Genomic DNA, 26,454 nt, shown 5'->3' on the forward strand with positions numbered 1-26,454 from the left:
TAAGACCTCAATTGACTCGAGGTAAATTACTGAGCTTTACAGTTCATTCGACAGTTTTTTGTAACCTTTTACCAAGTAATGGTTTGCCGATACGACTGATTCTGAAAAGCTGGCATACTCTGGGGGAACTTTTTCTATGCTTTCAAGATCGAAACCTGGACCTATGTTCGTCATAGGTGGCACATGAAAGTAATCGGGGAGATCTAAGCCGTCAATCACACAATTGTGTCGCACCACACAACCTTTACCTACGTTCGTGCGAAAGATGACTGAGTTGAAACCGATAAACACATCGTCTTGAACTTCACAGGGCCCATGAATTATTGAGCGGTGTGCAATTGAGGTGCGTTCACCAATGGTAACGGCAGCACCTGATTTAGAGTGGATAACCACACCATCTTGAATGTTTGAATCGCGCTTGATAACAATCGGCTGCATATCAGCATCTTCGTCTATTTCATCGGCGCGAATCACAGCATAAGGGCCAATAAATACATTTTCTTCAACAATCACTTTGCCGCATATAATGGCGGTTGGATCGATAAATGCACCTTGCGCGACTTGCGGTATATCCCCATTGGGGTTTTTTCTTAGCATGGTGCTTCCTAGTTATATTTTTGATCAATGGCCACTGCATTGTGAGCATGTAAGCTTTCTTGGTGATCGACTTTGAACCAATAGTCGCTTACCCACGTCATTTGCTCTAATGCTTCTTTTAGGCGTCTCGCCGCATCCTCACAGAACATCAGGTTCTGTGCATTCAATTGCGCAAAGGCTTGCTCATCTTGGCGCTTAACAGCAGTTTGGACTGCTGTGCCGATGACCTTTTCAAAATGCACGATCAAATCGGCCAAGTTAGGTAACTCTTCATTGCCTAATGTCAGCTTTAGTGTCGCGTATGAACGTTGGCTGTGTGGTGTTGCTACGCTACCGCTTTCAGATTCAATCCAATCAAGCAAACTGGCTTTATCAATGCTTTGTCCATCGAACTGCTGTGCAATTTTGTCACTTAAGGCTTGGCGAGAAAGTGCCGCTGAGCAAGGGCATGTGCTCGAATACGGAATCACGAGTTCCAGTGTGGTGTGCACGGTGTTATCAACTAATTGGGCATCAAGCACAACAGGGTAACTTTGATAACCAAATTGGTCGCTCAGTAAGGCACTTTTGTTGAGCATTAAGTCGAATTCTAAACGTACCCGCGCAGACTGGCTAAGCCCTTGTTGCGATTCGGCTAAATCCAATAATAATGTTTTTAAGGTCTCGCCACTAAGTTGTGCCTTGCTTAACTGGTCGCGTATGCGAATATAAAGACGCGACATGTGAATTCCTTTGGCATCTGCCTTGTCTAAGCTAACAAACACGTCGCTCATTGCATTAACGCGAACACTTTGCTCAGCAGACATAGGTACATTGATTGGAGTGGCAATTTTTTCCATACCAACCCATTTTAAAGGCGCGCAAGTATGGGCTTTATTACCAGACGCAACGTCTGGAAGTGTCAAATTCATGTGTGATTCCAGTAAATTATCGGTTAAAGGCTAATGCCATTGCATTACTCTGTGCTTGGTGCAGCTGTTCGCCGTCGAACAAATGCTCACCATTAACCCAGGTACCGCGTATTTTGGTGTTAAAGGTGTGGCCCGCAAACACGTTCCAGCCACATAAGTAGTGCGCATTATCAGCGGTAATCGCTGTGGTGGCGTTAGGATCAACAAGTACCAAGTCGGCGAAGTAGCCTTCACGAATAAAGCCACGCTCTTTGATGTGGTAACGCAAGGCGGGATTGTGCGCTACTTTTTGCACGACTTGCTCGATGCTCAAACGTGATGCCTGCACATGATCCAACAGAGTCAGTAATGCGTGTTCAACCAAAGGTAAGCCGGCGGGAGCCTCGGTGTAAGGCACATTTTTTTCCTGCCATGTATGTGGAGCGTGATCGGTAGCAATAATATCAATGACATCATTACGCACAGCATTGAGTAAAGCATCGCGATCCGTTTGTGCTTTTATGGCTGGGTTACACTTAATCAAATTACCCATGCGCGGATAATCGTTTTCACTGAACCACAAGTGATGCACACACGCTTCTGCGGTAATTGCTTTATCTTGAATATTGCCTGCACTGAATAAGCTGAGCTCTTTTTCGGTGGTGATGTGTAATACATGTAATTGGCTTTTGAACTTTTTAGCCAGAGATACCGCATAAGACGATGACGAATAACACGTCTCGGCATCACGGATAATCGGATGATCTTCTATTTGAGGAACTCGGCCCTGAGCTTCATATTTTGCTGCATTTTTAGCAAGCACACGACCATCTTCGCAATGTGTCACAATCAAGGTTGGGCTATGCTCAAAAATAGCATCGAGCGCTTGCGGGTGCTCTACTAATAAATCACCTGTTGAAGCGCCCATAAAGACTTTTACACCACAATGGCGCGTTGGATCTAAACGCTTAATTTGTTCAAGGTTGTCTTCTGTTGCACCAAGGTAAAAAGAATAGTTCGCAGCTGAGTGTTGCGCACCCAGCGCAAACTTATATTCAAGCGCTTCAATGGTGGTAGTAGAGGGTTTAACGTTTGGCATTTCCATAAAGCTAGTAATACCGCCACGCACCGCAGCCCGTGACTCACTGGCAATGGTGCCTTTATGCGTCAGGCCTGGCTCGCGAAAGTGTACTTGGTCATCAATCATACCAGGGAGTAACCATGCTCCTTGCGCATCAAGCACTTGAGTGTCAGCATCTGCACTGATGTTAGAGGCGACTTTCTCGATACGCTGCCCTTTTATCAATACATCAGCGGCCATTGAGCGCCCTTCATTCACTACAAGCGCATTTTTAATTAGCTGCTTCATCTAAAGGCATTATCCAAAGTCTAGCGTTAAAATTAATCTGCGTTGGTTCTGCGCTAATGCAGGTGAGCGATGCACTAAACCTGCTCCTTCATTGCCTTCCCATAGCTCTCCTTTTAATAGCGCCACGTCCCCTGTATTTAGCTGCTTAATATGTGATGCGTCAGTATACAAACCTGACTCTTCATCACTGAGGTGTTTGGACACCCCACCGAGCTTTTCTCGTTGTACCGCGTCATGCGCTAGCCATTGCGTACCCGGACCACTGAAGGTAGTAATTAAACGACACGGCACTTTATCAACATGAAAACGTGGGCACATAGCGTGCTCAAGTACTTTAAGGCGCAGGCCTATATACTTAAGTTCAAACAAACAAGCGAACATAGCCACTTGCTCTGCGATCATTTCATCAAGTTGCGCTTTAAAAGGTGCATCGCTGAGTACATCTTCAAGCTCTGTCTCAATCGACTGCGCTTCTACTGACTTGGTAATATTGAGGCCCGAGTTTTCACTAATGTACCGGTCAATTGCTGTGAGTAAATCAGCCGAGAGCTCACGTCGCCAAACCACCATATTCACGTGATCTTTGAAAATATCGGTTAACACCGTTGGGTTATTACCTTGAGTGTGAACACGGGTTTTCGGAAGTTGAACCGACAAAGCCTGAGTTGAAGCCACCATAATTATGCACCTCGTTGTCATTTAGGAGTGTTTTCGCGTGCATAAATATAACGTACCCAACTTCAAAATGAAACATTATAACATTTCATATTACTTTTACTTTGACCATATAATCTGTGCTGTGTTTACAGCACAGAGCACGAAGCGTGTTCAAATTACGTGCAATCAACACCTTGTAACTCAATTTAGTGATGACAACCCTGATGAGAAAACTTATACTGCGCAGGAATATTTTAATCGCCCTATAGCTTAGGTGATGAACGTAAGCCAAAGGCTTTGAGAAGTGATTTAACATCACTTCGAAAGTGAAAAACGCGAGGTCGTGGATGACCGAGCCGAGTGACTATCATCATGGATGTGTTTACTCTGACTTCACTATAAAACACAAAATGGCCCTATAGCTCAGTTGGTTAGAGCGCACGACTCATAATCGTTAGGTCCCTGGTTCGAGTCCAGGTGGGGCCACCATTTTTACTACTCTTTCTTATAGAAAACACCTTTAGCTACTTAAAGTCTATTCTTACTCCAAAGCGACTGGAGACTGAATTTATACTTCCCTTTCTACACCTTTTAGCCGGAAGTTTTGACCTAGTGATCTAGAAAGTTTACATTTCCTAAATACGGAAATACCGCTGAGTTATGGATGGCTCATGTCCCCTGACACTCTTTCGCTTGCGCTGCCACTCTCAGTGATAGATAGAAAAGGAATCCCCTATGTTTGGCATATTCAAAAAACAACAAGTCGATCTATGCTCCAGAGTACAGGGACAATTATTTATCAGCGGCCACCCCGCGAAGGGGATTCATGTTCACCGCATCCTCACTTATTCAGGTGAACAAGAGTTTTCAGATAGCACGGTCACTGATTCCGAAGGTTGTTTCTCGCTTCCAAAATACAGCATTCTATCTCGCAAGCCCAACAAGCTGTTTTTTGAGAGTTTTGTTCACCAATATATTTATGCTGAATATAAAGGACAAGAACTTTTAATTTGGTTTGCAGAGCAAGGCGGTAGAATTGAACAGGCATCTTTCGCTAAAAAGTTATCGACTATTAATTGCGACTTAAATGACGATGAAGTGCAGTTTCAATTTAATAGTGGAATGCCAAAGACTCTTTTCTGTGCCAATAGCCGTGGCCGTTGGAATAAAGATTTTAAGATCATAAAAGTAGTAGGGTCTTAACTTAGTTTAAAAAGAACATGGGTGGCTATAAAACCTGTCCTAGGGCAATCAAATTATTATAGTAACCTTCTAACCTCACAGTGGATATGATTAGCATCTTTAGAAAACATAAAATAGTTCTTTGCTCTAGGGTCTCTGGGCAACTACTTATTAATGGCCTGCCTGCAAATAAGGTTCGTGTGCGCCGCGTTCTCACTTATTCTGGTGAACAAGAGTTTTCAGATAGCACGGTCACTGATTCCCAGGGTTGTTTCTCGCTTCCAAAGTACAGCATTCTATCTCGCAAGCCCAACAAGCCGTTTTTTGAGAGCTTTGTGCATCAATATATTTATGCCGAGCATAATTCAGAAAATATGAAACTCTGGTTCGCCACAAAACCGGGAAAAGATGATCTGGTAGCATTCGAGAAAAAGCTTGGGAATATGAGGTGTGACTTAACCGACCCAGTCGCCCAATTTGAATTTGATAGTGGTTTCTACAATGTAAAAACGTCAGCCTCAGGAAAATGCAGATGGCAAAGTGATTTTGAAATTATTGATACTTTTTCTGAGTCATCAAATGATAAATAATTGCTGGTTGAGATGTGAATAGGTCGCGCCCTAATTATGTTTAGTATATTCAAAAAACAACAAGTCGATCTTTGCTCCAAAGTACAGGGGCAATTATTTATCAGCGGTCACCCCGCCAAAAGGGTTCGTGTTCACCGCATCCTCACTTATTCAGGTGAACAAGAGTTTTCAGATAGCACGGTCACTGATTCCCAGGGTTGTTTCTCGCTTGCAAAGTACAGCATTCTATCTCACAAGCCCAACAAGCCGTTTTTCGATAGTTTTACCCACCAGTATATTTATGCTGAGTTTGATGGGAACAAATCGCTAATATGGTTTGCCAAACACCGGGGCAAAGACGAACTAGATTCTTTTGCTAAAAAGCTGGGTAATATTATCGGCGATCTAACGGATCCAGAAGTACAATTTGAGTTTGATAGTGGTGTATCTCAGGTGAAGTACTTCGCTAATAGTAGGTGTCGCTGGGACGCTGATTTCAAAGTACTTGAGGTATTTCAGGATTAACTAAGGCATCAAGTAGCCACCTATCAGCAATAGCTTAGAGATATTGTGCGCCGACCCCTAGGGTATGCTCATTCACTTCTTCCATACATTTGCCTGTCAGCTTAGATAACTAATCAGAATGACCTTGGCGAGGGTCCCTGTTAAGAAACAGATAACTTCACTTTATACCTATCCACGTTCCTGTAGCCACTGCATAAAATGCTGTGCCGCCGCTGTTTTATCTGTACTTCCCTGATAAAAATATACTCCCTGCTCGCTGGGCACTGGCTGCCACCGGCTTTGTACTAACAGCCCCTGCTGCACTGCGTCTTGGGCAAAGGTCTGCGGTAAGAACGCGTAACCACGCCCGGCTATCGCCTGCTGCAAAATAAGAAACTCGAGATCGTAGTATTGGCGGTCAAAATCCTGCTCATTCAAATTATTACTGGCAATAAATTGTTGCCAAGGTGGCTCGGTTAAGCCTTTTTGTTTCCATGTGGGAATAAACACCTGAGACTCATCCGCTTTATGCGGCGCTTGGTAGAGCCCATAACTCGCTTGGCTCACACGTTGCGATGCCGGCACAGTGCTGGTGTCACCAAAGCGCAGGCTTATCTCATTACTTAGCTCCTGCCCGGTAACGGCTATCTGCTCTGAAGTGATGAGCTGATAGGCCAACTCGCCCTGCTGTGCGCGGTAGTGCTCTATGCGCGGCATCAACCACGTGGCTATGGCGCTGGTTGTATGAATAAGCAGGCGACTTTGCTGGCGTTTAAGCTGCATGAGGCCTTGTTCAATATCATCCATAGCGCCATGAATATGGCGGTATAACTGCTCACCGGCGGCGCTTAACTGAACCTGCTGCGCAGTGCGAATGAATAGCTTACTGCCTAGCCACTGCTCTAAATTACGTACTTGGTGTGAGACAGCGGTGGCACTGACATTGAGCTCTGCGGCGGCGAGCTTAAAGCTTTTTTTACGCGCCGCGATGGCAAAGGTTTTAACCGCATTTAAAGAAGGCAGCATCACGCTATCTCCAAGAGTAAATAAGCATTGAGTATACGCGAATAGAGCACCACAAGTAGATGAGTTTATCTCATCCATAGCTGAGTTTTATCCGTTTGCGCCACAGTGCTTCAAAAGCCCATAGTAATCACTCCCCCAACAACCGGAGTTAATTATGAAGCTACTACGAATTGATGCCAGCGCTCGCGCCGCCGATCAGAAAAACCCTAGTTACCGCTCGATATCTCGACAAATGGCCGACCATTTCATTAGTCAGTTACCACAGCAGGCGGTGCATATTATCCGCAGAGACGTGGGCAAACACCCTCCCCGTGCCATTAGCGAATTTTGGATTGAGGCCTGTTTCATCGCTGCCGAGCAAAGAAGTTATTCTCATCAACAGGCACTGCTTGAATCGGACACCTTAATCGCCGAATTAGCGGCAAGCTCGGTTATTGTCTTGGCTACTCCAATGTATAACTATGGGATGCCCAGCGCATTAAAAGCCTGGGTTGATCAGGTGATCCGAATTAATAAAACCTTCGATTTTGATGCCACGCGGGGTGATTCGCCTCTGCGTCCACTGTTACAAGGGAAAACGCTTATTTTGTGTTGGTCATGTGGCGAGTATGGCCTTGCGCCTGGCGAGCATAAAGCCGCCATGAATCACTTAGTGCCGCATCTGAAAACGGTGGCGCATTATCTAGGTGTAGAGCGCTTTATTGATGTACAAATACAAGGACAAGAATTTGCTGATGAGCGCCACCAGCAATCTCGAGAGCAGGCATTTTCGCGCCTTAGTGAGCTTGCTCAGCAGCTCACTGCACAATGACTTAAAACCGCGTAAGGTCGGCTGCTAGCGATTTTTTGGGCTTTTCTACCACACGGTGAATTTCTTGCCCCTTATCTAGAACAATAAACGTGGGTGTGTACTTAAGATTAAAACGTTGTGCTACACCCGCCTTATCCTGCTTTTGGTAGTCCACGGCAACGAACGACACCTGGGCGAGCTCAACTTCGCTGTGCTTTAGCAATTTAAGCAGTTTAGGGACTTCCCGCTCACTGTCGTGACACCAGGTGCCTAACAACACCACTAACTCCTTACCAGCTAACTTAGCCATTGCTTGCAAGTCTTGCTCTGTGGGTTGGTAGTCTTGGTAATGCTGTTGAAAAGCGGGATAGTCACTTAGTAACTGCTCGCCACTCACCGCCCCTTGCTGTATCTGCTGGGCTTGCAGGGGTGTGACCATCAACAAAGCACACAGCAGGGCGCAACTAACACTTAGAAATACTTTCATTTATCCTCCGGCGTCATAGTAAAACATTAAATGATAATGATTTACATTTATTTACCTTTCTTTATAATGGCTCGCGTATCTAATTCAGTTCCAAAGCGTCTAGCAGTTTCATAACCCTGTAAGCGCTTCTTTATTCATCAAAATAACGGATTTATTTTATGTGCTCTTTTAGATTTTCCCTACCTTTTTTAAGTCTTTTACTTTCTTTCAGCTCCATCAATTGCGCCTTAGCCAGCGCTAAAGACGATACCCGTCATATCGAAGTCCTCACGGTAACCGGACAAAAGCTCAATAACAGAGACTATCGCGTTGAGTCTTTAAATTCCGCCACCGGGCTGGATTTGAACCACCTTGATACCCCACAATCTGCCATTGCTATTAACCAGCAGCGTATGCAAGACCAACAGTTAACCAGTCCAGTTGAGGCGATTGGTGCTGTCACCGGGATCAGTATTCGCGAGGCGGATAATGGCAAGTTTTCCATTCGAGCGCGCGGTATTGGCGTCAACAGTATTTTATACGATGGTATTGCGACCACCTACGACACCCGCTTCAACTACGGAGATAACTTAACCGATACAGCAATTTATGAACGCGTTGATGTGGTACGCGGTGCCACCGGATTAATGTTAGGAGCCGGTAACCCTTCTGCGGCTATCAACCTAATCCGCAAACGCCCAACCGAGGTCGCTCAGGTTAATGTCTCTGCTTCACTGGGCTCATGGGACTACCAACGAGCAACCCTTGATGCCTCTGGAGCACTAAGCCAACAAGGGCGAGTTCGTGGTCGAGTTGTTGCTGCCTACAGCGACCGTGAATCTTTCCAATCGCGCTTTGCACAGAGCCAAACCACTTTATACGGCGCAGTTGAAACCGATATTGGTCGCGCTAGCTTATTACGAGTAAGTGCGGACTATCAATACACCGACCCAGAAGGAACCATGTCTGGAGGGATGCCGATATTTTATAGTGATGGCAGTCGCACGCAATACGACCGTGGCACCTCAACGGCACAACCTTGGTCATCATCAAAAACCCAAGCGCTTAATTCGGTGGTGACGTTTGAGCATCACTTCAATTCACATTGGCAACTCTCAGCCAGCTATATATATGGCGATAACGACTTAGAGTACGATGTGTGGTGGGTACGCGGAAACCCCGACCGGGAAAGCAATGAGGGCATGGTCCCCGGCTCAGTCAACTTTATTGACGCCGAACGAACGCAGCACACAGGCGACATCGAGCTACTGGGTCAATTCGAATGGCTAGGCCAATCGCATCAGCTGCTTGTGGGTTGGAATCAGCAAAAGCAAGAATTTGCCACGCCTTACTACCCGGCAATCAACGCTCCAACCCAGGTCGGTGATTTTCGCCAAGATGATTATGCATTCCCTGCGCCGCAGTGGGCTGACACCGCCGCTTACGGCTCGTATGGTGAGACCGAGCAACAGTCAGCCTATGTGGCTGCACAGTTGAAACCAACGGCATCATTATCGGTAATTAGTGGTGTGCGCTTAAACCAATGGCAAACCGATACCGATAATTTCGGCCGGACGCATGATTACTCACTAAACGACGAATTCACTTACTATTTAGGATTGTCTTACGCGCTCACCGATAACTGGGTTATTTATGCCAATAGCGCTGATATTTTCTCACCACAAAGCTTAATTGGCGAACAAGGCCAATATCTCGACCCGGTGCAAGGAGAAAACCTCGAGTTGGGTATTAAAGCCACCTTGTTCAACGACAAGCTCGATGTTGCTTTTTCAGCCTTTCAAATCGACCAAGATAATGTTGGTGAATACACTGGCGAGACCATTCCAGGCACCACGCAGCGTATTTATAAAGGCATTGATGGCACCCGCACTCAAGGCGTAGAGCTCGAACTTAACGGTGCTATCACCGAAAATTGGCAAGTGTATCTGGGTTATACTCATGCCGAGGGCGAAACACCAGAAGGCGAGATATTAAACTCAACCAACCCAGAAGATCAGATTAAAGTCTTTTCTACCTATGATTTTTCCGGCGCCCTAGCTGGCTTAACCCTCGGTGGTGGCATTAACTGGCAAAGCGAAACCTTTGATGAAGTTTCCAATCCAATGACCGGCCCAGTAGAAGTAGGTCAAGGTGGCTACGGTATCGCCAATATCATGGCTCGTTATGCTGTTTCTGAGCACCTTACGTTCAGCATTAACCTCGATAATCTCTTTGATAAACGCTACTACAATCAAATAGGTTTCTACGATCAATACCGCTACGGCGCGCCACGCAACTTTAAAGCCTCAGTGCGCTATCAGTTCTAAACCCTCATCGAATGTTCTTGGTGCGCTGTCCTGCAGTGCACCACTTCCTTTGCTCACTGCCCTACTCCCTACACCACTGTGGTGATAACACGTTGCAAGTGCACGACTTTTCGGGTCACGACCGTGAATTTACGCTAAACTTAGGCGTGATGGTGGCTGTACTTGGTGTATCACAACTAAACCCTAGAGGCTCAGCACGGGTGCATCCTTTTTTGATGCGCGCCAACTAACTTTGGGAGAGGCAATGCAAGGTATTGACGAAACATTACTGTCACAGCTAGAAGCTGGATTTAAGCTGCCTGTTAAGCCCGCCGCATTAGAGCAGCTGCAAGCGGAGTTAAACCGCAACGATCCCAGTATTGATGTTGTTAGTGAGCTTATTGCCACCGACGTGGCGATGTCAGCCACCGTGCTTCGCGTGGTAAATTCACCCAATTTTGGTAAAGAAAAGGAAATCACTGATATTAACTACGCGGTGATTCTCTTAGGCCTCAATACTATTAGCCATATTGTCTCCCGCTATTTGCTCAAACAAGTATTTCGGCAACAAGGGTGCTGTATTTCCCTGGCGCGGTTTTGGGATACCTCAACCGAGATCTCACGCTTATGCGTTTACATAGGCCAAAGCTTAACGCGAAGCTTGCCTGCTGATAATTTACAAACGTTGGGGTTATTTCATGATATCGGTATTCCGGTGATGGCGATGAATTACCCTGATTACGTGAACGTACTAAACGAAGCCAACGACAACGTCCATGCATCATTGACTCAGCTTGAAGATAAACGCTACCCCTGTAATCACGCCATCCTTGGTTTTTACATGGCCCATTCTTGGCATTTACCGAAAGTGTTGTGCAATACCGTGCTTCGCCATCATGATTTAGACTTTTTAGATGAACACCAAAGCAGTGAAGAAGAGCGCTTGTACTACGCGATTTTAAAGGTGGCAGAAAACATTGCTCATACCCACAAACGCTTTCGTAGCATTAATAATTGGTCCACCATTGAAAGCCAAGTATTAGCCACTCTGGGGTGGCAACAAAATGAATATCAAGCCCGTTTGGAAGCTGGAGAGTCACTACTGATATTTAATGCCAATTGAGCATGCTACACTTTGGGCAAACAGCACAATAAGGACGACACATGCTTGAATGCCACAGCGACAAACCCATTACGCTGATTGTGGGCTCTAAAAACCCAGTAAAGATCAATGCCGCCAAAGCCGCCCTTGCCACCTACTTCCCGGATAGAGACATTATTTGCCAAGGTGTGGAGGCTCCCTCAGGCGTTGCCGATCAACCTTTAGGTGAGGCGCAAACCCTGCTTGGTGCGCATAACCGCATTCGTTATTGCCAAGCGCATTATCAAGGTGATTATTACATGGCTATGGAAGGCGGCGCCGCGCAGTTTGACTACGGGGCGGCCACTTTTGCCTTTGTGGTTATCGCTCATGGCGACGAGCACAGTGTCGGACGTAGCTGCAATTTGCCCCTGCCAAAGCACTTATACCAAAAACTAGAGCAAGGCCAAGAGCTTGGCAATGTGATGGATGAGGCTTTTGCAACTAAGAATATTAAACAGCAAGGCGGTGCTATTGGCTTGTTAACGCAAGGCCACGCCACCCGTCAAAGCAGTTATCAACAGGCCTTGTTACTGGCAATGGCGCCTTTTAATCACAGTGAGTTATTTGCGAGTACACGTTAATTATGCGCTACCCTTGGATTCTTTTTGATGCCGATGAAACCCTGTTCCACTTTGATGCTAAAGCGGGCTTAACACACATGTTTGCCCGCTATGAAGTGGACTTTGCCGACGCTGATTACCGCACCTTCGAAGCCGTAAATCGGCCATTATGGGTGGCATATCAGGGCAACACCATCACCGCGCAGCAGTTACAGGAACGCCGTTTCGAGCAATGGTCCGAGCGCCTAGGCGTGAGTGCTCGAGAGCTAAACTTACGATTTATGGAAGCGATGGCAGAAATTTGCCAACCCCTGCCCGGTGCAATCGAGCTGCTTAACGCGCTACAAGGTAAAGCGAAGCTGGGCATTATCACCAACGGTTTTACTGAACTACAAAGCGCACGATTAGAAAAAACCGGCTTAAAAGGCGCTTTTGAGTGGCTGGTTATTTCTGAGCAAGTCGGCTATGCCAAACCTCATATGGCGGTATTTGACCATGCCTTCGCGCTAATGGGCCACCCACCAAAAGAGCAGATACTGATGGTTGGCGATACGCTGGAATCGGACATTGTTGGCGGCATCAATGCGGGCATTGATACTTGCTGGCTAAATCGCCATGAAAAACAGGCCCCTGAGCATATGACCCCAACCTATGAGGTAAAGTCGCTGTGCCAGCTAAGAACGTTGCTACTGTAACGCCGAGCCTACCAATATAAAAAATGCCAGCACATGGCTGGCATTCACACACGGGAATATTTCTAATGGAATAGAAATTAGTTACTTCCAAGAGGTCATCTTGTGACCTTTGAGGGCATAGAACAGGAAGAATACATAGCTAGGTAACATCACCCAATACGCATTTTGCTGTCCTTCTGCGGAAATCGTTGAACCGGTCGCTAAACTCAAAAACACTGGGCCGAACGCCCCTCCAGCAATCCCCATCACTAATAGGCCTGAGCCGACGCTAGTCAGTTTGCCTAAGCCCGATAATGCCAGTGGCCAAATTGCTGGCCATACCACAGCATTAGCTAGACCACACAAAGCGAGCATCAGTACCGTGTCTGGTAGTGCAGGCCCACCAAAAGGCACTAGCAATGCTTGCGCTAACACTGTAGAGTCGCGACTCACTGTGGTAATACCAATCACCAAGGCAAAGCCGAGAATTGCTGAGCCACTGAGTGCGGCTTGCTGGGAAATAACGCGCGGAATGAGAATAATCCCGAGAAGATAACCCGCCACCATGCACACCATAGTGTAAGAGGTCATGACCCCGTAGTTTTCCACGCCGAGAGCAAGTGCATAAGAGCCAATAGTATCACCGGCGATCACCTCAACTGCGACGTACAAGAACAGAGCCATCACGCCCAGAGCCAAGTTCGGGTGCGCTAATGCGGCTTTAACCTGACCTTTACCACCTGCTTGCTCTTCATCATCGACCAACTCAGGCAGCGGAGAATATTTAACAGCTAACGCCAACGCACCGATAAACAGTGCCATGCCAATATAAGGCCATACTAAGCTGTTAGCCATGGCATCAATATCATCTTGGCTGAGCTCTTTGCCCACTAAACCGGTGAAGTTGCTAATAATCAATGCGGTAAACACCATAGGCGCAAATACCCCTGCACCTTTATTTAAAATGCCCATAATACTGACACGTGCTGCCGCTGATTCTTCAGGGCCAATGCGCACGACATAAGGGTTAACGGCTGTTTGCAGCAAGGTTTGCCCTATCCCCATCACCAATTGGGCAAATAAGAACAATGCAAACACTTGGGTTTTGGCGGCCGGAATGTATAAGAAACCCGCGACCATCATGGTTGCCATACCCAGTGCCATGCCATTTTTATAGCCGATTTTCTTGATCACCAGAGCTGAGGGCACAGCCGTAAAAGTAACCGCGATATAGAAAGAAAATAGAATAAGCGAGGCCTGAAACGGCGTCAGCTTCAAAATTTGTTGGAGGTAAGGCATCAATGAGCCATTGAGCCATGTTGCGAACCCTAGAATAAAAAACAGGGTCGCGACAATGGCCATAGGCACAAAGTTGCTTTGCTTTTTAGTTGTTGACACTGTTGCTTCCATAAACTCTTCTCGTTGTCGATATAGATAACATCAAAACTAAGCAGATCATATAGTTATCTCTACCGTTTCGATGGAAGCTGACTTCAAAGCCAGCATATAAGTAAGCGCACAAGCTCACCGAATATAAATATTATTGTTATAGCCGCGCTTTTTTCACAGTACGTTAGGATAAAACTAACACCTAGTTCACAAAAATGACAGCGCTGCCATAAACTGTACGTCAAAAGAGTTTATTTTACCAGCAAGAATTTTATCAGCCTGATAAAGGGCCATATAACAAAGAGTTGGCTTAATTATGCCGGGTTACAAAGGTTGTGAACCGGCGCTTTGCGCTGTCTATATGCAATGAGTGGAGGGATACAAAAAAGGCATCGCCTCATAGCCATGCCTTTTTATGTATGCGGTGATTAACGCACGCGAGTGGTGCGACTGATTTGATTATTCACTCGTGAGCGCAGTAACACCTCAGCGTTCGCACCGACAGTGACCGACTGCTTATAAGGCTGCCAAGTGCTGCCATTATCTAGGCTGTATTCGATACTTAGCCCAGGATAGGCGCTATTAGCCACCAACTTACCCTGCTCAATCACACCGCCAGGCACCGGTAAGTGCAAGGTAATGCCATCACGATCGAGTTTGTACAGCTCCTTTATTGCTAAGGCACTGGCAAAGCGCTGCCAATCCTGCTGGCGTGCGCGAGAATCGGGTTGCTCTCCTTCCCACTTCGCTTTGTGCCATGCACGCTCAGCGACCGCAAGCATACGGGGGAAAACCATGGCTAAGACTTGTTCTTCGGTACGAATCGTTTCAGACCATACTTGCCCTTGCATTCCCAACACATTTTCAGGCTTTTCCAAGGCTGGCATTGGTCGACCCACCAAGGCCTCGAGGTTATCTATTTTATCGCGGGCGCGGGTGTAATCGGCATTGGCATAAAGGTCGTCAGGCATATAACCAAACACTTTCTCGGTATCGGTGTAGCGCGTTGCCCAGTAATATCCGCGCTCTTGTGGGTGCGCTTCATAAGGATGGTCAAAATATAAATGTGTGCCATGAGAGAGGATCACTTGATAACCGGCGTTAGCTAAGCGATAGGCACGATCGGCGACGCCCCATTCCCAAATATTGTCCCAGGCGTTGGTAAAGAACACCTCATTGGGGTATTCATCGCGGTTAAACGGGTTGACCTTGTCGTACATAATGCCGTCTTCCCACACCCCAGGGGCAATGCCACGCTTGTGCAGCAGCTGCGCCACCCGCTGAGTAAAGTAGGGTTTTAAATCGGCCACTCCGGCCACCCCATTGTTGGCTTCGGCAAATAGCGCTTGGCATGCGGGAGAGCCAATCCAAGAGCCAGCTCCAACTTCATCACCGCCGATGTGCAAGTAGCGAAGTTTAGTCCCCGCTTCACGGTACATTTGCTGTAACTCATAAGTGACTTTATCCATAAACGCATAGGTTGAGTCCAAGCACACATTCATTGAGTTATCGGTGTAATTTTGCACCGTGATATAGCTGGACGTGTCTTTTGGGTCACTGAGCAGATAGCGAGTGGCGGCACTTAAATCAACCTGACTAAATTCTTGAGTATCGGGTTGTGGGTTAGTTAAAGAGCCTTGAGCATATTGCTCTGCCTGCTGCTTAAGGCGACGATAACGAGCTTCCATCGCTTTAATAGAGGCACGAGCATGGCCGGGCCCCTCAATTTCTGGGATGATCTCAATATGGCGGGCTTTGGCAAACTGCAATAGCTCAATAAAGTCGGCGCGACTTAAGTAGCCATTGCCAGAACCTGACTTAAATGGCCCCGTGCCCAACTGCGTAAGCAAACAGCGATTTTCTTGTAGGTCGAAACAACGATACGCACCAATTTCGGTAAGCTCGGGTAAACCGGGAATTTCTAAGCGCCACCCCTCATCTTCGGAAAAATGCCAATGTAAGCGGTTCATTTTATAGCGCGCCATTTGCTCTACAAGCTTGAACACCGCTGCCTTACCATGGTAATTACGGCCATTGTCGTAGTGCATGCCACGCCAGCCATAACGGGGGTTATCGCGCACCTCAAGGTTAGGTAGTGTTGCCGCACCAGTCGCTGGTAACAGTGCCAACAAACTCTGCATGCCATAAAAAGCACCGGCATTATCGTGGCCGACGATGCGGATAATGTCGTCATCAATTTCCAAGTAATACCCTTCAGGCTCACCTACTTGAGCATCCACGCTGAGCTTAATAACTTTATCTTCGCCAGCATTAAGGTGGTCAGCCTGAGCGCGGAGGTTCAAGCCATATTTGGCTTTAAGATCCGCAGTGAAGAGCGAAACTTCTGAGCTTAACTGCCCGGCAAAGCTGATACTCCAGCTCTCGTCTAACACCGCACTGCCACGATGGTAATCCACCTCTTGTGGCCTAGGAATAATCCGTTTAACTGCTTGTTCAGCATCAACCTTGGTCAAACCTTGGTTACGCTCAAAACGCACCTTTGCATCAACCAAAATGGTTTTATCTTCGGGGTCGTTATACCGGCGAAGCTGCTTGGGCTCACTAAAAGGGGTTACGAAGTCACTAAAGTCCTCGCTGTCGGTATTAGCAAAAATGGCAGGCTTGGTATCCTTAGCGACAACAAAGGCACGGGGCATAAAGTCACTGTAAGCGACTATCCATACACTGGCTTCAAATGGGATCACTAGGGTTTCACCACTGGCTAAACCAGCAAAGTCACTAGTAGGAATTAATCGGTGTAAGTCGCCATTAACGTGTTCAATACGCAGCCCTTTAACGCTTTGCTCCTTCATTTTGCGCACGTTATGCAAGTAGATTTGCCAATCTCCCTGGCCTGCCGGCAGCGCCACATCGGAGCGGTTAGTCAGGGTAATGCTGCCAAGAAAGCTGCTGTCTTTGTTATGGAAGTTGTCTTCTACCGCGAACATAAACTCGGTATTCGCTGCAAATTGGTTAACTTGCTCTTGGCTCAGCTGAGCCTGAGCCGCAATGGGGAGCATTAAGGCGGCGATAAGGCGTTTTCTAAACATAGTGACTCATTCCTTCCCTTGTTGGTGTTATTGTTTTTTTGGCTGATTATCGACCATCATATAAAATTCATAATGACAGCGCTATCATTTCTCGATTATTTACATCCGCTGATAAAACATAAAGACGGCCGAAGCCGCCTTTATCAATTAACACTATCTGCCTGCTAGGGTATATCAATACCCCGCCGCATGGCCGTCTTTTCTGGTCTCAGAGGCGCCGTAATAAACACCGTTTTCCGGGTCACGCATAATCGCTTGATACCCCCCGAATGGCCCCACTGCGCCTTGCAAGGTATGACCTTTTTTCATTAGCTGACGCTGCGTTTCCATACTAAAGCCAGTTTCCAGTGATACATAGCCGCCATCGGTCATCACTTCATCAGTAGGCTGGCTGGAGCCCGTATGTAAGATCCGAGGGGCATCGCCCGCTTCTTGCAAGTTCATACCAAAATCAATCATATTGATGAGGATTTGCGCGTGCATTTGTGGCTGTGTTGCGCCTCCCATCACCCCATAACTCATGTACGGCTCACCATCTTTGGTCACAAAGGCAGGAATAATGGTGTGGAACGGACGCTTGCCGGGTTGGTATTGATTAAAATGCCCGGGCTGTAACGAGAATAACTCTCCTCGGTTTTGCAGTACAAAGCCCAGCTTTTCGGGGGTCATGCCTGAGCCCATACCGCGATAATTACTTTGAATGAGCGACACCATGTTACCGTCTTTGTCTGCAGTCGTGAGATAAATGGTATCCCCCTCTACCGGTCCGGCTTGATCGCGCTTCGCCGCTTTATTGGGGTCAATCAACTTACGTCGCTCGTCGGCATAGTCTTTAGAGATCAGCCGTTGCACAGGAATGTCATTAAACGCAGGGTCGGCATAATATTTAGCGCGATCAGCAAAGGCTAACTTCTTCGCCTCGACAAAAGTATGAATATACTGCGCACTATCAAAACCCATGGCGGCGATATCATAGTCTTCAAGAATATTAAGGATTTGCTGTGCCGCGATCCCCTGACCATTCGGCGGCAACTCCCATAACGTATGACCACGATAGGTGCTGGCCACCGGCTCGACCCATTCGCTAGTATGGTTCGCTAAATCTTCATAGCGCAGATAGCCACCGTGGGCTTGCATATAACGGTCTATTTCTTTGGCGATTTTGCCTTTATAAAATGCATCACGACCGCCCATGGCTAGCTGTTTATAGGTATTAGCCAATGCCGGGTTTTTAAATATCTCGCCTTTTTTTGGCATTTCACCATCCGCCATAAAGACTTCTTGGAAACCCGGGTATTGAGCCCGCGCTGACACACTGCGCTGCATGTAATAGGCAATCAATTCACTGACCGGAAAGCCGTTTTCTGCATACTCAATGCTCGGCTTTAGAATTTTTGCCATGCTCAACGAGCCAAACTTTTTATGCAGCTCAAACCAGCCATCGACAGCGCCGGGGACAGAAACCGGTAAAGGCCCATAGCTGGGGATTTTACCTTCTTCAGCGGTGAGTTTCTTTAGTTCATCGAAACTCAAGCCTTGGGGTGAGCGCCCTGAGGCATTCAAACCATAAAGTTTGTCATCCTCAGCTGAGTACACAATGGCAAATAAGTCGCCGCCAACTCCGCACCCTGTGGGCTCGACCAGGCCAAGCGTGGCATTGGCAGCAATCGCAGCATCAATGGCATTCCCGCCTTGTTTGAGAATATCTAAGGCCACCTGTGTGGCCAGCGGTTGGGAAGTTGCTGCCATTCCTTGCGTTGCAATCACTTCCGAACGGCTGGCAAAGCTATGGCCGGTAATACGATCATAAGCCTGAGCCACCCCAGATAATACACTGAGCGAAATCCCTGCTGCGCATAGTCCTAATGTTATTCGCTTCATACTCTACTCTGTTGTTTTTTTAGTCGCCTAATTAACTTAGTGATAAATCGACAGTGAAGCAATGTCTTTGCGGTCGCCAACATAAAAAAGCCCAGCAATTGCTGGGCCTTGTAGCGATTAATGGAAATTACCAAATCTTAACGCGATCTTCGGGTTTGATGTACATCTCATCCCCTTCTTTGACGTCAAAGGCCTCGTAGAATTCAGGCATGTTTGGCAATACACCAATCACACGGTAGTGACTTGGGGCGTGAGGGTCAGTCATCAAACGGTTGCGGAGCTCTTCATCACGATACTTACGGCGCCAAATTTGTGCCCAGCCCATGAAGAAACGCTGCTCACCCGTGAAACCATCCAGCTCTGGCGCTGGTTGGCCATTTAATGACAGCTGATAAGCCTTGTAGGCCACGGTTAGGCCGCCTAAGTCACCAATGTTTTCGCCCAGTGTTAGCTCGCCGTTGACGCTAGCATCTTCAAACGGAGCGAAGCCATTGAACTGCTCCACTAATTTCTTACCGCGCTGTTCAAACTGCGCTAAATCCTGCTCACTCCACCAGTTACGTAGGTTTCCGTCACCATCATACTTAGCGCCTTGGTCATCAAAGCCATGGCCTAATTCGTGACCGATCACCGCACCAATTGCACCATAGTTGACGGCGTCATCCGCTTCTAGGTTGAAAAATGGCGGTTGTAAAATAGCTGCTGGGAACACAATTTCGTTATTCACCGGGTTGTAATAGGCATTAACGGTCTGTGGCGTCATGTGCCACTCAGAACGATCAACCGGCTTACCTAGTTTCTCGCGCATTTCGTTATACGCCCACTCGCTGTAGCGAATAAAGTTACCCGCTAGGTCATCTGCTTTAATTTCCAGTGCCGAGTAATCTTTCCACTTATCTGGGTAACCGATTTTCGGAGTGAATTTATTAAGTTTTTCTTTGGCGGCTACTTTGGTTTCAGCGCTCATCCACTCTAGGCCGTCAATCGCTTGGTCAAAGCCTTTGATCAGGTTCTCTACCAACTCTTCCATACGCGCTTTCGCTTCTGGCGGGAAGTTGTCTTTGACGTAGACCTTACCGAGCATTTCGCCTAACACAGCATTGGCAGAGTCCACCGCCTTTTTCCAACGCGGCTTTTGCTCTTCTACGCCACGTAATGTGGTGCTGTAGAAAGCGAATTTACGATCGACAAAGTCTTTACTTAGCTCATCGGCATAGTTGCTCACAAAGTGGAAAGTCAGGTAATCCTGCCAAGTATCCAGCTCAGTTTCTGCGAAGATGTTGCCAAAGTCTTCAAAGTAAGACGGTTGACGAATGATCACTTCTTTGCTGTCGATGTCCGATTGCGCTAAGAACTGCGCAAAATCGAATTCACCAGTCAACTCGTTTGCCTCGGCCACGGTCATCTTGTTGTATGACTTGGTCGCATCACGGCTTTGCACTCGGCTCCACTGGGCTTTGGCAAGCTTACTCTCTAATGCAACGATGTCCTGCGCCGCTTGCTGAGCATCTTCAACACCCGCTTTGGTTAGCATATCAGTGATGTAAGTAATATATTCATCACGAATAGTGGCGAACTTTTCTTCATCTTTTAGGTAATAATCACGATCTGGCAGGCCCAGACCTGATTGCGATACATAAAGCGCATATTGGCTAGAGTTTTTGGCATCATTGTTAACATACCAAGCAAATGGCGTGGTACCACCTTGAATGCGAATGTCAGCCATCAGCGATACTAACTCTGATTTATCGGCAGCGGCGGCAATGTTCTCTAAGTACGGCTTTAATGGCGTAATGCCTTTTTCTTCAAGCGCATCAGTATTCATGTAGCTGGTATAAAATGCGCCTAGCTTTTGCTCATCACTGCCCGCTTTTGCGTCGCTATTTTTAGCTGCTGCTTCAATCACTTCTTTAAGCGCTGCTTGCGACTGATCATATAAAGCGGTGAATGAGCCGTAGTTAGATTTATCACCGGGAATCTCGGTGCGCTCAAGCCACTTGCCGTTAACGTGATAGTAGAAGTCATCTTGTGCACGCACGTTACTATCGATATTTTCAAGCTCAATACCTGAACCCAGCTGCTGCGATTTTTTTGTTTCTTGTTTTGCAACTGTTTCTGCTTGTTGATTGTTACTGCTTGACTGTGTTGGCTGCTCACTGCAACCAGTCAAACCTAATGCTAAGGCCGTAGCCGCAGCAACTAAGGTTACTTTATACATGTTGTTGTCCCGATTAGATTAATAGAGTTATTATTCCGACTACGCCATATTAACCTGAACATTTGCTAAACACAGGCGCAGTTTGTAACAATTTATGACTGTTCCAGTAGCTTGTTGATAATCGCTACATTCGCCTCAGGAAAGGCATAGTCGTTTAAGGCTGCGATCTCCACCCAAGCCCCTTGCTGCCCTTCGGCACCATGTGGTTCGCCACTGAAATCGGCGACGATGTGAATATGCAGACACACATGCTTATCGCCGTAATCATGCTCGATGCGCATAAACTCTTCGGTGCTATGCACACGGATTGCCACTTCCTCGTGTAGTTCCCGGCTCAGCGCTTGGGCAACTGATTCACCCGCTTCAATTTTGCCCCCAGGAAACTCCCACAGCCCGCCCTGGTGCTTATCTTCTGGGCGCTTACAAATATAGGTTTGCGATTCGCGTTTAATAATACCTACGGCAACGTCAACCTGCTTCATAGTACAACTCCATAAACAAAAAGCGGCAATATGCCGCTTTTTAAAACCATTATTTTAACTGTGCTATTAGCTTAACTTGCCACAGCACTGCTTATACTTTTTACCTGAACCACAAGGACAGGGAGAGTTACGACCCACCTTTGGCTCACTACGAGAAGCCACAGCTGCCTGCGGCGCATCGCCACCGACTTGCTCAGCATCAGCATGTTGATACTGACGAGGAACCTCTTCCGATTTACGGTGCTGCTCTTCGACTTTCTCTACGTCTTCTTCGGCACGCACTTGTACCTTGCTTAGAATATTAACTACATCAATCTTGAGGTTCTCTAACATCGCAGAGAACAACTCAAACGATTCACGCTTGTATTCTTGCTTCGGATTCTTTTGCGCGTAGCCACGTAAATGAATGCCTTGGCGTAAGTGGTCCATCGCGGCAAGATGATCTTTCCAATGCTGATCTAGGCTTTGCAGCATGACCGCTTTTTCAAATTGGCGAAGCACTTGTGCGCCGACCATTTCTTCTTTCGCTTTATAAGCGTTGGCCGCCTCATCAACAATACGATCACGCAGCTTTTCTTCAAACAGCTTGTTATCGTCGGCCAGCCACTGCTGAATAGGTAACTCGAGCAGGAAGTCGGCTTTTAGACGCTCTTCCAGACCAGGCACATCCCACATTTCTGCCAATGATTGCGGCGGAATGTATTGATCAATCACACCATTAACCACGTCATGGCGGATGGCGGTAATAGTCTCAGAGATATCCCCTTCTTCAAGCAACTCGTTACGCTGAGCGTAAACGACGCGACGTTGGTCATTAGCCACATCATCGTACTCAAGTAGTTGCTTACGAATATCAAAGTTACGGGCCTCAACTTTACGCTGGGCATTTTCAATAGCACGGTTAACCCATGGGTGCTCGATAGCTTCGCCACGCTGCATACCCAGCTTGCGCATCATGTTAGTCATGCGTTCGCCGGCAAAGATACGCATCAGTGCATCTTCCATTGATAGGTAGAAACGGCTTGAACCCGCATCCCCCTGACGACCAGAACGACCACGTAACTGGTTGTCAATACGGCGAGATTCATGGCGCTCAGTACCAATAATATGCAAACCACCGGCTGCGATAACGGCATCATGGCGCTCTTGCCACTTAGCCTTGATGTCGGCGATTTGCTCTTCACTTGGGTTATCAAGCTTATCGATATCACTTTGCCAGTTACCACCGAGCACGATATCGGTACCACGACCGGCCATGTTAGTCGCAATTGTTACTGTGCCAGGCAGACCTGCATCAGCAACGATATCGGCTTCTTGGGCGTGGAATTTGGCGTTCAATACGTTGTGCTGAATTTTCTCTTTACGCAAATATTGCGACAGATACTCAGAACTCTCAATTGAAATTGTCCCCACGAGTACCGGTTGGCCGCGTTCTTGGCAGTCTTTAATATCTGCTAAGATAGCTTCGTACTTTTCGTCTTGAGTCAGGTAAACCAAATCAGCACGATCGTCGCGGATCATCGGTTTATTAGTAGGGATAACAACCGTATCTAGGCCGTAAATTTGTTGGAATTCGAATGCTTCGGTATCAGCGGTACCCGTCATACCGGCCAAGGTTTCATAAATGCGGAAGTAGTTCTGGAAGGTGATCGATGCCAGCGTCTGGTTCTCGTTTTGGATTTTCACCCCTTCTTTGGCCTCAACCGCTTGGTGTAAGCCCTCAGACCAGCGACGCCCTTCCATAGTACGACCGGTGTGCTCATCAACAATAATAACCTCATTGTCTTTGACCACGTAATCAACATCTTTCTGATACAGCTTATGAGCTCTAAGAGCCGCATAAACATGGCTCAGTAGGGTGATGCTACCCGCTGAGTACAACGAGTCACCTTCTTCGATTAGACCGCGTTGCGTTAACAGTTCTTCAACTTTAACTTGGCCGCGCTCGGTCAGGTGAACTTGCTTGCCTTTTTCGTCGATAGTGAAATCACCATCGCCTTCAACACCCTCTTCGTCTTCTTTTTCTTGCAGTTCGAGCTCAGGCACAATCTTATTGATTTGCGTATATAGCTCTGAGCTATCCTCTGCCGGGCCAGAAATAATCAGCGGGGTACGCGCTTCGTCAATAAGGATTGAATCCACTTCATCGACAACAGCGAAGTTGAGCGGTCGTTGCACACGCTCATCAATGCCGAAAGCCATATTGTCGCGCAAATAGTCGAAACCAAACTCATTGTTAGTACCGTAGGTAATATCTGCACTGTAGGCTTCTTTTTTCTGCATCGGCATCATGCCAGGCACGTTACAGCCAACCGATAAACCTAAGAACTCGAACAGCGGGCGGTTGGTTTCCGCGTCTCGCTTGGCAAGGTAATCATTCACGGTAATAACGTGCACACCTTTGCCGGTCAAGCCATTTAGGTAGGCTGGCAACGTTGCCGTCAGGGTTTTACCTTCACCGGTACGCATTTCTGCGATACGGCCCTGGTGTAATACCATGCCGCCAATTAGCTGCACGTCGAAGTGGCGCATGCCATAAACACGCTTAGAAGCCTCGCGCACAACAGCAAAGGCTTCTGGAAGAAGGTCATCTAGACTGGTGCCATTATCGTAACGTTCGCGAAACTCGGCGGTTTTCGCCTTTAACTCGTCATCACTGAGCGACTCTAGTTGGCTCTCTAACGCATTTATTAAAGCGACCGTTTTGCGTAGGTTTTTTATTGTGCGGTCATTGCGGCTACCAAAAACCTTGGTAAATAATTTAGTGATCATGATTTAACCGTTACATTCTCATCTGCATTAAGCGCTCTGGGTCAACCCCGAGTCACTTGCTTACTTAATATCATCCATTTATACAGCACCAGCGTGACATTAGAAGCACTTGGCGTGGACAAACTAAAATGTGACTGCTTGAGCGGTGTACTTTTGAGCGACATCATAACAAACTCAATGAATTGCAGCACCTAATAATACCAATTCCATTTATCCTGTTGGCCGCAGTAGTTTACAGCATTAGAAATTAATGGCATTGGTATTATCGCTGGCCTATCATAGCGTTCATAGAGATCTTTGCAATCATCCGAATGACTGGCTGCCCACCGCTTGCAATAAAGAAGTGATTCTCAGGGCTCAAGCATTCTCTAGAGGTGGTGACGATTTAGGCGAATTCAAGAGGCACCTTAGATTTATGGCGAAAGATAGGTATGCACCCAAACAACTTGACGAAGTTTTGGGCCAGTTGAGCCCGCGTATGGGGTCACGTATTGCCGGCTATAGCGCTAAAAGCCAACAGCTCAGCCAGCAACAGACCGTGCTGCGTGAAGTGATCGGTGAGAATCTAGCGAAGAAATGTCGTGTTGCTAATATTCGTGATGATGCGCTCATCATTGAAGCACAAAGTGCCACCATTGCGTTAAAACTCAATTACGTAAAGATGGATATCCTTTCCGCCTTTCGCCAACAAGGCTTAGCGCAACTTTGCCAAGTAAAAATTCAAACCTCTCCCGATGCCGCGAGACGTTTAACTCCTCAGTCGCAGACCGGCAGCAACAAAACAACCGCGCCGAAGAAGCGGGCCATGAGCGAGCAAAGCGCCGAGTATTTGGAACATGTGGCCGAGAATGCGCCTCCCTCGCTACAGCAGAAATTACGGCGCTTGGCGCTACACGGCAGACAAAAAAAATGACGCTCAACGGCGTCATTTTTTTATCAGTATTTTTTAAGCTGTTTGCAGCTCGAGTGCCGGAGCAGGCATCGATACGGTGTCTTCGAATGTTGCCCATTCCCATGCAGACTCAGTAGCCATAATCTTACGCAGTAGCTTATTATTCAGGTCATGCCCTGATTTATAAGCTGTCAGCTTACCGAGAATGTTGTGGCCGGTCATAAACATATCACCCACACAATCGAGGATCTTATGTTTTACGAACTCATCGTCATAACGCAAGCCATTCGGATTCAATACTTTAAAATCATCCAATACCACTGCATTATCCATACTACCGCCAAGGGCTAGGTTGTTGGCATGCATGTATTCAATGTCTTTCATAAATCCGAAAGTACGCGCGCGGCTGATTTGCTCAATGAAGTTTTGCGCGGTAATATCAAGACCGATACGCTGACGGCTTTCATTGATAGCTGGGTGGTCGAAAGCAATTTCAAAGTCGATATGGAAACCATCATAAGGCTCAATCTCGGCCCATTTGTCGCCCTCTTCAACGCGTACCTTTTCTTTCACGCGAATAAAGCGCTTAGCAACATTTTGCTCGGCTAACCCACCTTTTTGTAGTAGATAGATGAACGGCAACGCACTGCCGTCCATAATAGGTACTTCTGCACTATCTAACTCAACAATTAAGTTGTCGATACCTAACGCCGCAGCCGCAGCGATAAGGTGCTCAGTAGTCGATAAACGAACGCCGTCTTTGTTTGTTAAACAGGTACACAATTGCGTATCACCCACCGCTTCCGGGGTTGTCTCGAAATCCACAACCGGATCAAGGTCCACGCGACGAAATACTATCCCAGTATTTGCGCTCGCAGGTCGGAGAGTTAAGGAAACCTTCTCACCTTTGTGAAGCCCAACACCCGTGGCTTTGACTACTTCTGCAATCGTACGCTGTTTAATCATAGGCTTTCGCTCACTCTTTAAACTAAAGTCAGACGGCGGATTCTACCACACATCGCTGCTGTTAACAAAT

General features: G+C 47.1%; 22 protein-coding genes and 1 tRNA gene. 10 read left to right on the plus strand and 13 right to left on the minus strand.

The genetic code is table 11. From position 1 onward, the window contains the following. Positions 1-36 precede the first annotated feature (36 nt). From MHM93_RS06020 to MHM93_RS06035, 4 genes are read right to left on the minus strand one after another with little or no spacing between them, the layout of a single operon-like run. Complete coding sequence (locus MHM93_RS06020) at positions 37-597, minus strand: carbonate dehydratase (protein WP_138508592.1); 561 nt, start codon at positions 595-597, stop codon at positions 37-39. 8 nt (positions 598-605) lie between these two features. Then, entirely contained in the window at positions 606-1,508 is a 903-nt protein-coding gene (gene folE2 / locus MHM93_RS06025) for a GTP cyclohydrolase FolE2 (protein ID WP_239448370.1), read from the minus strand. 16 nt (positions 1,509-1,524) lie between these two features. Then, positions 1,525-2,856, minus strand: coding sequence for a dihydroorotase (locus MHM93_RS06030; RefSeq protein ID WP_239448371.1), 1,332 nt, complete (start codon positions 2,854-2,856; stop codon positions 1,525-1,527). A 9-nt stretch (positions 2,857-2,865) separates the two neighbouring features. Next, the gene (locus MHM93_RS06035; RefSeq protein WP_239448372.1) at positions 2,866-3,534 is read right to left on the minus strand and encodes a DUF1826 domain-containing protein; all 669 of its coding nucleotides are present in this window, start codon (positions 3,532-3,534) and stop codon (positions 2,866-2,868) included. A gap of 391 nt (positions 3,535-3,925) precedes the next feature. On the opposite strand from MHM93_RS06035, the gene MHM93_RS06040 reads away from it, so the two are divergent. From MHM93_RS06040 to MHM93_RS06055, 4 genes are all read left to right on the plus strand, one after another. After that, positions 3,926-4,002: transfer RNA gene (locus tag MHM93_RS06040), tRNA-Ile, on the plus strand. Between the two features lie 246 nt (positions 4,003-4,248). Then, positions 4,249-4,716, plus strand: coding sequence for a DUF6795 domain-containing protein (locus MHM93_RS06045; protein ID WP_239448373.1), 468 nt, complete (start codon positions 4,249-4,251; stop codon positions 4,714-4,716). Between the two features lie 86 nt (positions 4,717-4,802). Beyond that, the gene (locus MHM93_RS06050; RefSeq protein WP_239448374.1) at positions 4,803-5,285 is read left to right on the plus strand and encodes a DUF6795 domain-containing protein; all 483 of its coding nucleotides are present in this window, start codon (positions 4,803-4,805) and stop codon (positions 5,283-5,285) included. 36 nt (positions 5,286-5,321) lie between these two features. Continuing rightward, positions 5,322-5,789, plus strand: coding sequence for a DUF6795 domain-containing protein (locus MHM93_RS06055; protein WP_239448375.1), 468 nt, complete (start codon positions 5,322-5,324; stop codon positions 5,787-5,789). A 168-nt stretch (positions 5,790-5,957) separates the two neighbouring features. On the opposite strand, the gene MHM93_RS06060 is transcribed toward MHM93_RS06055, so the two are convergent. Then, a complete protein-coding gene (locus MHM93_RS06060; RefSeq protein ID WP_239448376.1) occupies positions 5,958-6,794 on the minus strand; it encodes a LysR family transcriptional regulator in 837 nt (278 codons plus the stop codon). Positions 6,795-6,948: 154 nt separating this feature from the next. Here MHM93_RS06060 and MHM93_RS06065 point away from each other — a divergent pair, with 154 nt between their 5' ends. Continuing rightward, positions 6,949-7,605, plus strand: a complete 657-nt coding sequence (locus MHM93_RS06065; RefSeq protein ID WP_239448377.1) for an NAD(P)H-dependent oxidoreductase — start codon at positions 6,949-6,951, stop codon at positions 7,603-7,605. 1 nt (position 7,606) lies between these two features. On the opposite strand, the gene MHM93_RS06070 is transcribed toward MHM93_RS06065, so the two are convergent. Then, positions 7,607-8,071 carry a thioredoxin domain-containing protein gene (locus tag MHM93_RS06070; RefSeq protein WP_239448378.1) on the minus strand — a complete coding sequence of 155 codons (465 nt, stop codon included), beginning with the start codon at positions 8,069-8,071 and terminating at the stop codon, positions 7,607-7,609. A 158-nt stretch (positions 8,072-8,229) separates the two neighbouring features. On the opposite strand from MHM93_RS06070, the gene MHM93_RS06075 reads away from it, so the two are divergent. The 4 genes from MHM93_RS06075 (at position 8,230) to yjjG (ending at position 12,755) form a co-directional block, all read left to right on the plus strand. After that, positions 8,230-10,377 (plus strand): TonB-dependent siderophore receptor, encoded by a 2,148-nt coding sequence (locus tag MHM93_RS06075; RefSeq protein WP_239448379.1) that lies wholly within the window; start codon positions 8,230-8,232, stop codon positions 10,375-10,377. A 244-nt stretch (positions 10,378-10,621) separates the two neighbouring features. Further along, positions 10,622-11,479, plus strand: a complete 858-nt coding sequence (locus MHM93_RS06080) for an HDOD domain-containing protein (RefSeq protein WP_239448380.1) — start codon at positions 10,622-10,624, stop codon at positions 11,477-11,479. A 41-nt stretch (positions 11,480-11,520) separates the two neighbouring features. Further along, positions 11,521-12,081, plus strand: a complete 561-nt coding sequence (gene yjjX / locus MHM93_RS06085) for an inosine/xanthosine triphosphatase (RefSeq protein WP_239448381.1) — start codon at positions 11,521-11,523, stop codon at positions 12,079-12,081. 2 nt (positions 12,082-12,083) lie between these two features. Continuing rightward, positions 12,084-12,755, plus strand: coding sequence for a pyrimidine 5'-nucleotidase (gene yjjG / locus MHM93_RS06090; RefSeq protein ID WP_239448382.1), 672 nt, complete (start codon positions 12,084-12,086; stop codon positions 12,753-12,755). An 81-nt stretch (positions 12,756-12,836) separates the two neighbouring features. Here yjjG and MHM93_RS06095 read toward each other — a convergent pair whose 3' ends face one another. The 6 genes from MHM93_RS06095 to secA all read right to left on the minus strand — a co-directional run bounded on the left by MHM93_RS06095 (position 12,837) and on the right by secA (position 24,526). Next, positions 12,837-14,144, minus strand: coding sequence for a sugar MFS transporter (locus MHM93_RS06095; RefSeq protein WP_239448383.1), 1,308 nt, complete (start codon positions 14,142-14,144; stop codon positions 12,837-12,839). Positions 14,145-14,551: 407 nt separating this feature from the next. Further along, positions 14,552-17,173: a family 20 glycosylhydrolase gene (locus MHM93_RS06100; RefSeq protein ID WP_239448384.1), complete on the minus strand. Its 2,622-nt coding sequence runs from the start codon at positions 17,171-17,173 to the stop codon at positions 14,552-14,554. 174 nt (positions 17,174-17,347) lie between these two features. Beyond that, the gene (gene ggt / locus MHM93_RS06105; RefSeq protein WP_138508604.1) at positions 17,348-19,054 is read right to left on the minus strand and encodes a gamma-glutamyltransferase; all 1,707 of its coding nucleotides are present in this window, start codon (positions 19,052-19,054) and stop codon (positions 17,348-17,350) included. A 127-nt stretch (positions 19,055-19,181) separates the two neighbouring features. Next, positions 19,182-21,272, minus strand: coding sequence for a M13 family metallopeptidase (locus MHM93_RS06110; RefSeq protein WP_239448385.1), 2,091 nt, complete (start codon positions 21,270-21,272; stop codon positions 19,182-19,184). A 92-nt stretch (positions 21,273-21,364) separates the two neighbouring features. Further along, positions 21,365-21,754: an 8-oxo-dGTP diphosphatase MutT gene (gene mutT / locus MHM93_RS06115; protein ID WP_239448386.1), complete on the minus strand. Its 390-nt coding sequence runs from the start codon at positions 21,752-21,754 to the stop codon at positions 21,365-21,367. A 66-nt stretch (positions 21,755-21,820) separates the two neighbouring features. Continuing rightward, positions 21,821-24,526, minus strand: a complete 2,706-nt coding sequence (gene secA / locus MHM93_RS06120; protein WP_239448387.1) for a preprotein translocase subunit SecA — start codon at positions 24,524-24,526, stop codon at positions 21,821-21,823. Positions 24,527-24,941: 415 nt separating this feature from the next. Here secA and MHM93_RS06125 point away from each other — a divergent pair, with 415 nt between their 5' ends. Then, positions 24,942-25,439 carry a DciA family protein gene (locus MHM93_RS06125; protein WP_239448388.1) on the plus strand — a complete coding sequence of 166 codons (498 nt, stop codon included), beginning with the start codon at positions 24,942-24,944 and terminating at the stop codon, positions 25,437-25,439. A gap of 33 nt (positions 25,440-25,472) precedes the next feature. Here the strand turns inward: MHM93_RS06125 and lpxC are convergent, their stop codons facing one another. Further along, positions 25,473-26,384 (minus strand): UDP-3-O-acyl-N-acetylglucosamine deacetylase, encoded by a 912-nt coding sequence (gene lpxC / locus MHM93_RS06130; RefSeq protein WP_239448389.1) that lies wholly within the window; start codon positions 26,382-26,384, stop codon positions 25,473-25,475. Positions 26,385-26,454: the final 70 nt, after the last annotated feature.

This window comes from Pseudoalteromonas sp. MM17-2 (genome assembly GCF_022347945.1).
Lineage (GTDB): Bacteria > Pseudomonadota > Gammaproteobacteria > Enterobacterales > Alteromonadaceae > Pseudoalteromonas > Pseudoalteromonas ruthenica.

What these genes read in the sequence shown, in the direction of transcription:
- MHM93_RS06070 (WP_239448378.1), bottom strand. Translation starts at nt 8,071, where the DNA reads ATGAAAGTATTTCTAAGTGTTAGTTGCGCCCTGCTGTGTGCTTTGTTG.
- MHM93_RS06075 (WP_239448379.1), top strand. Translation starts at nt 8,230, where the DNA reads ATGTGCTCTTTTAGATTTTCCCTACCTTTTTTAAGTCTTTTACTTTCT.
- MHM93_RS06100 (WP_239448384.1), bottom strand. Translation starts at nt 17,173, where the DNA reads ATGTTTAGAAAACGCCTTATCGCCGCCTTAATGCTCCCCATTGCGGCT.
- MHM93_RS06020 (WP_138508592.1), bottom strand. Translation starts at nt 597, where the DNA reads ATGCTAAGAAAAAACCCCAATGGGGATATACCGCAAGTCGCGCAAGGT.
- yjjX (WP_239448381.1), top strand. Translation starts at nt 11,521, where the DNA reads ATGCTTGAATGCCACAGCGACAAACCCATTACGCTGATTGTGGGCTCT.
- yjjG (WP_239448382.1), top strand. Translation starts at nt 12,084, where the DNA reads ATGCGCTACCCTTGGATTCTTTTTGATGCCGATGAAACCCTGTTCCAC.
- lpxC (WP_239448389.1), bottom strand. Translation starts at nt 26,384, where the DNA reads ATGATTAAACAGCGTACGATTGCAGAAGTAGTCAAAGCCACGGGTGTT.
- MHM93_RS06095 (WP_239448383.1), bottom strand. Translation starts at nt 14,144, where the DNA reads ATGGAAGCAACAGTGTCAACAACTAAAAAGCAAAGCAACTTTGTGCCT.
- MHM93_RS06060 (WP_239448376.1), bottom strand. Translation starts at nt 6,794, where the DNA reads ATGCTGCCTTCTTTAAATGCGGTTAAAACCTTTGCCATCGCGGCGCGT.
- MHM93_RS06110 (WP_239448385.1), bottom strand. Translation starts at nt 21,272, where the DNA reads ATGTATAAAGTAACCTTAGTTGCTGCGGCTACGGCCTTAGCATTAGGT.
- MHM93_RS06045 (WP_239448373.1), top strand. Translation starts at nt 4,249, where the DNA reads ATGTTTGGCATATTCAAAAAACAACAAGTCGATCTATGCTCCAGAGTA.
- MHM93_RS06125 (WP_239448388.1), top strand. Translation starts at nt 24,942, where the DNA reads ATGGCGAAAGATAGGTATGCACCCAAACAACTTGACGAAGTTTTGGGC.
- mutT (WP_239448386.1), bottom strand. Translation starts at nt 21,754, where the DNA reads ATGAAGCAGGTTGACGTTGCCGTAGGTATTATTAAACGCGAATCGCAA.
- MHM93_RS06050 (WP_239448374.1), top strand. Translation starts at nt 4,803, where the DNA reads ATGATTAGCATCTTTAGAAAACATAAAATAGTTCTTTGCTCTAGGGTC.
- MHM93_RS06080 (WP_239448380.1), top strand. Translation starts at nt 10,622, where the DNA reads ATGCAAGGTATTGACGAAACATTACTGTCACAGCTAGAAGCTGGATTT.
- MHM93_RS06065 (WP_239448377.1), top strand. Translation starts at nt 6,949, where the DNA reads ATGAAGCTACTACGAATTGATGCCAGCGCTCGCGCCGCCGATCAGAAA.
- MHM93_RS06030 (WP_239448371.1), bottom strand. Translation starts at nt 2,856, where the DNA reads ATGAAGCAGCTAATTAAAAATGCGCTTGTAGTGAATGAAGGGCGCTCA.
- secA (WP_239448387.1), bottom strand. Translation starts at nt 24,526, where the DNA reads ATGATCACTAAATTATTTACCAAGGTTTTTGGTAGCCGCAATGACCGC.
- MHM93_RS06035 (WP_239448372.1), bottom strand. Translation starts at nt 3,534, where the DNA reads ATGGTGGCTTCAACTCAGGCTTTGTCGGTTCAACTTCCGAAAACCCGT.
- MHM93_RS06055 (WP_239448375.1), top strand. Translation starts at nt 5,322, where the DNA reads ATGTTTAGTATATTCAAAAAACAACAAGTCGATCTTTGCTCCAAAGTA.
- ggt (WP_138508604.1), bottom strand. Translation starts at nt 19,054, where the DNA reads ATGAAGCGAATAACATTAGGACTATGCGCAGCAGGGATTTCGCTCAGT.
- folE2 (WP_239448370.1), bottom strand. Translation starts at nt 1,508, where the DNA reads ATGAATTTGACACTTCCAGACGTTGCGTCTGGTAATAAAGCCCATACT.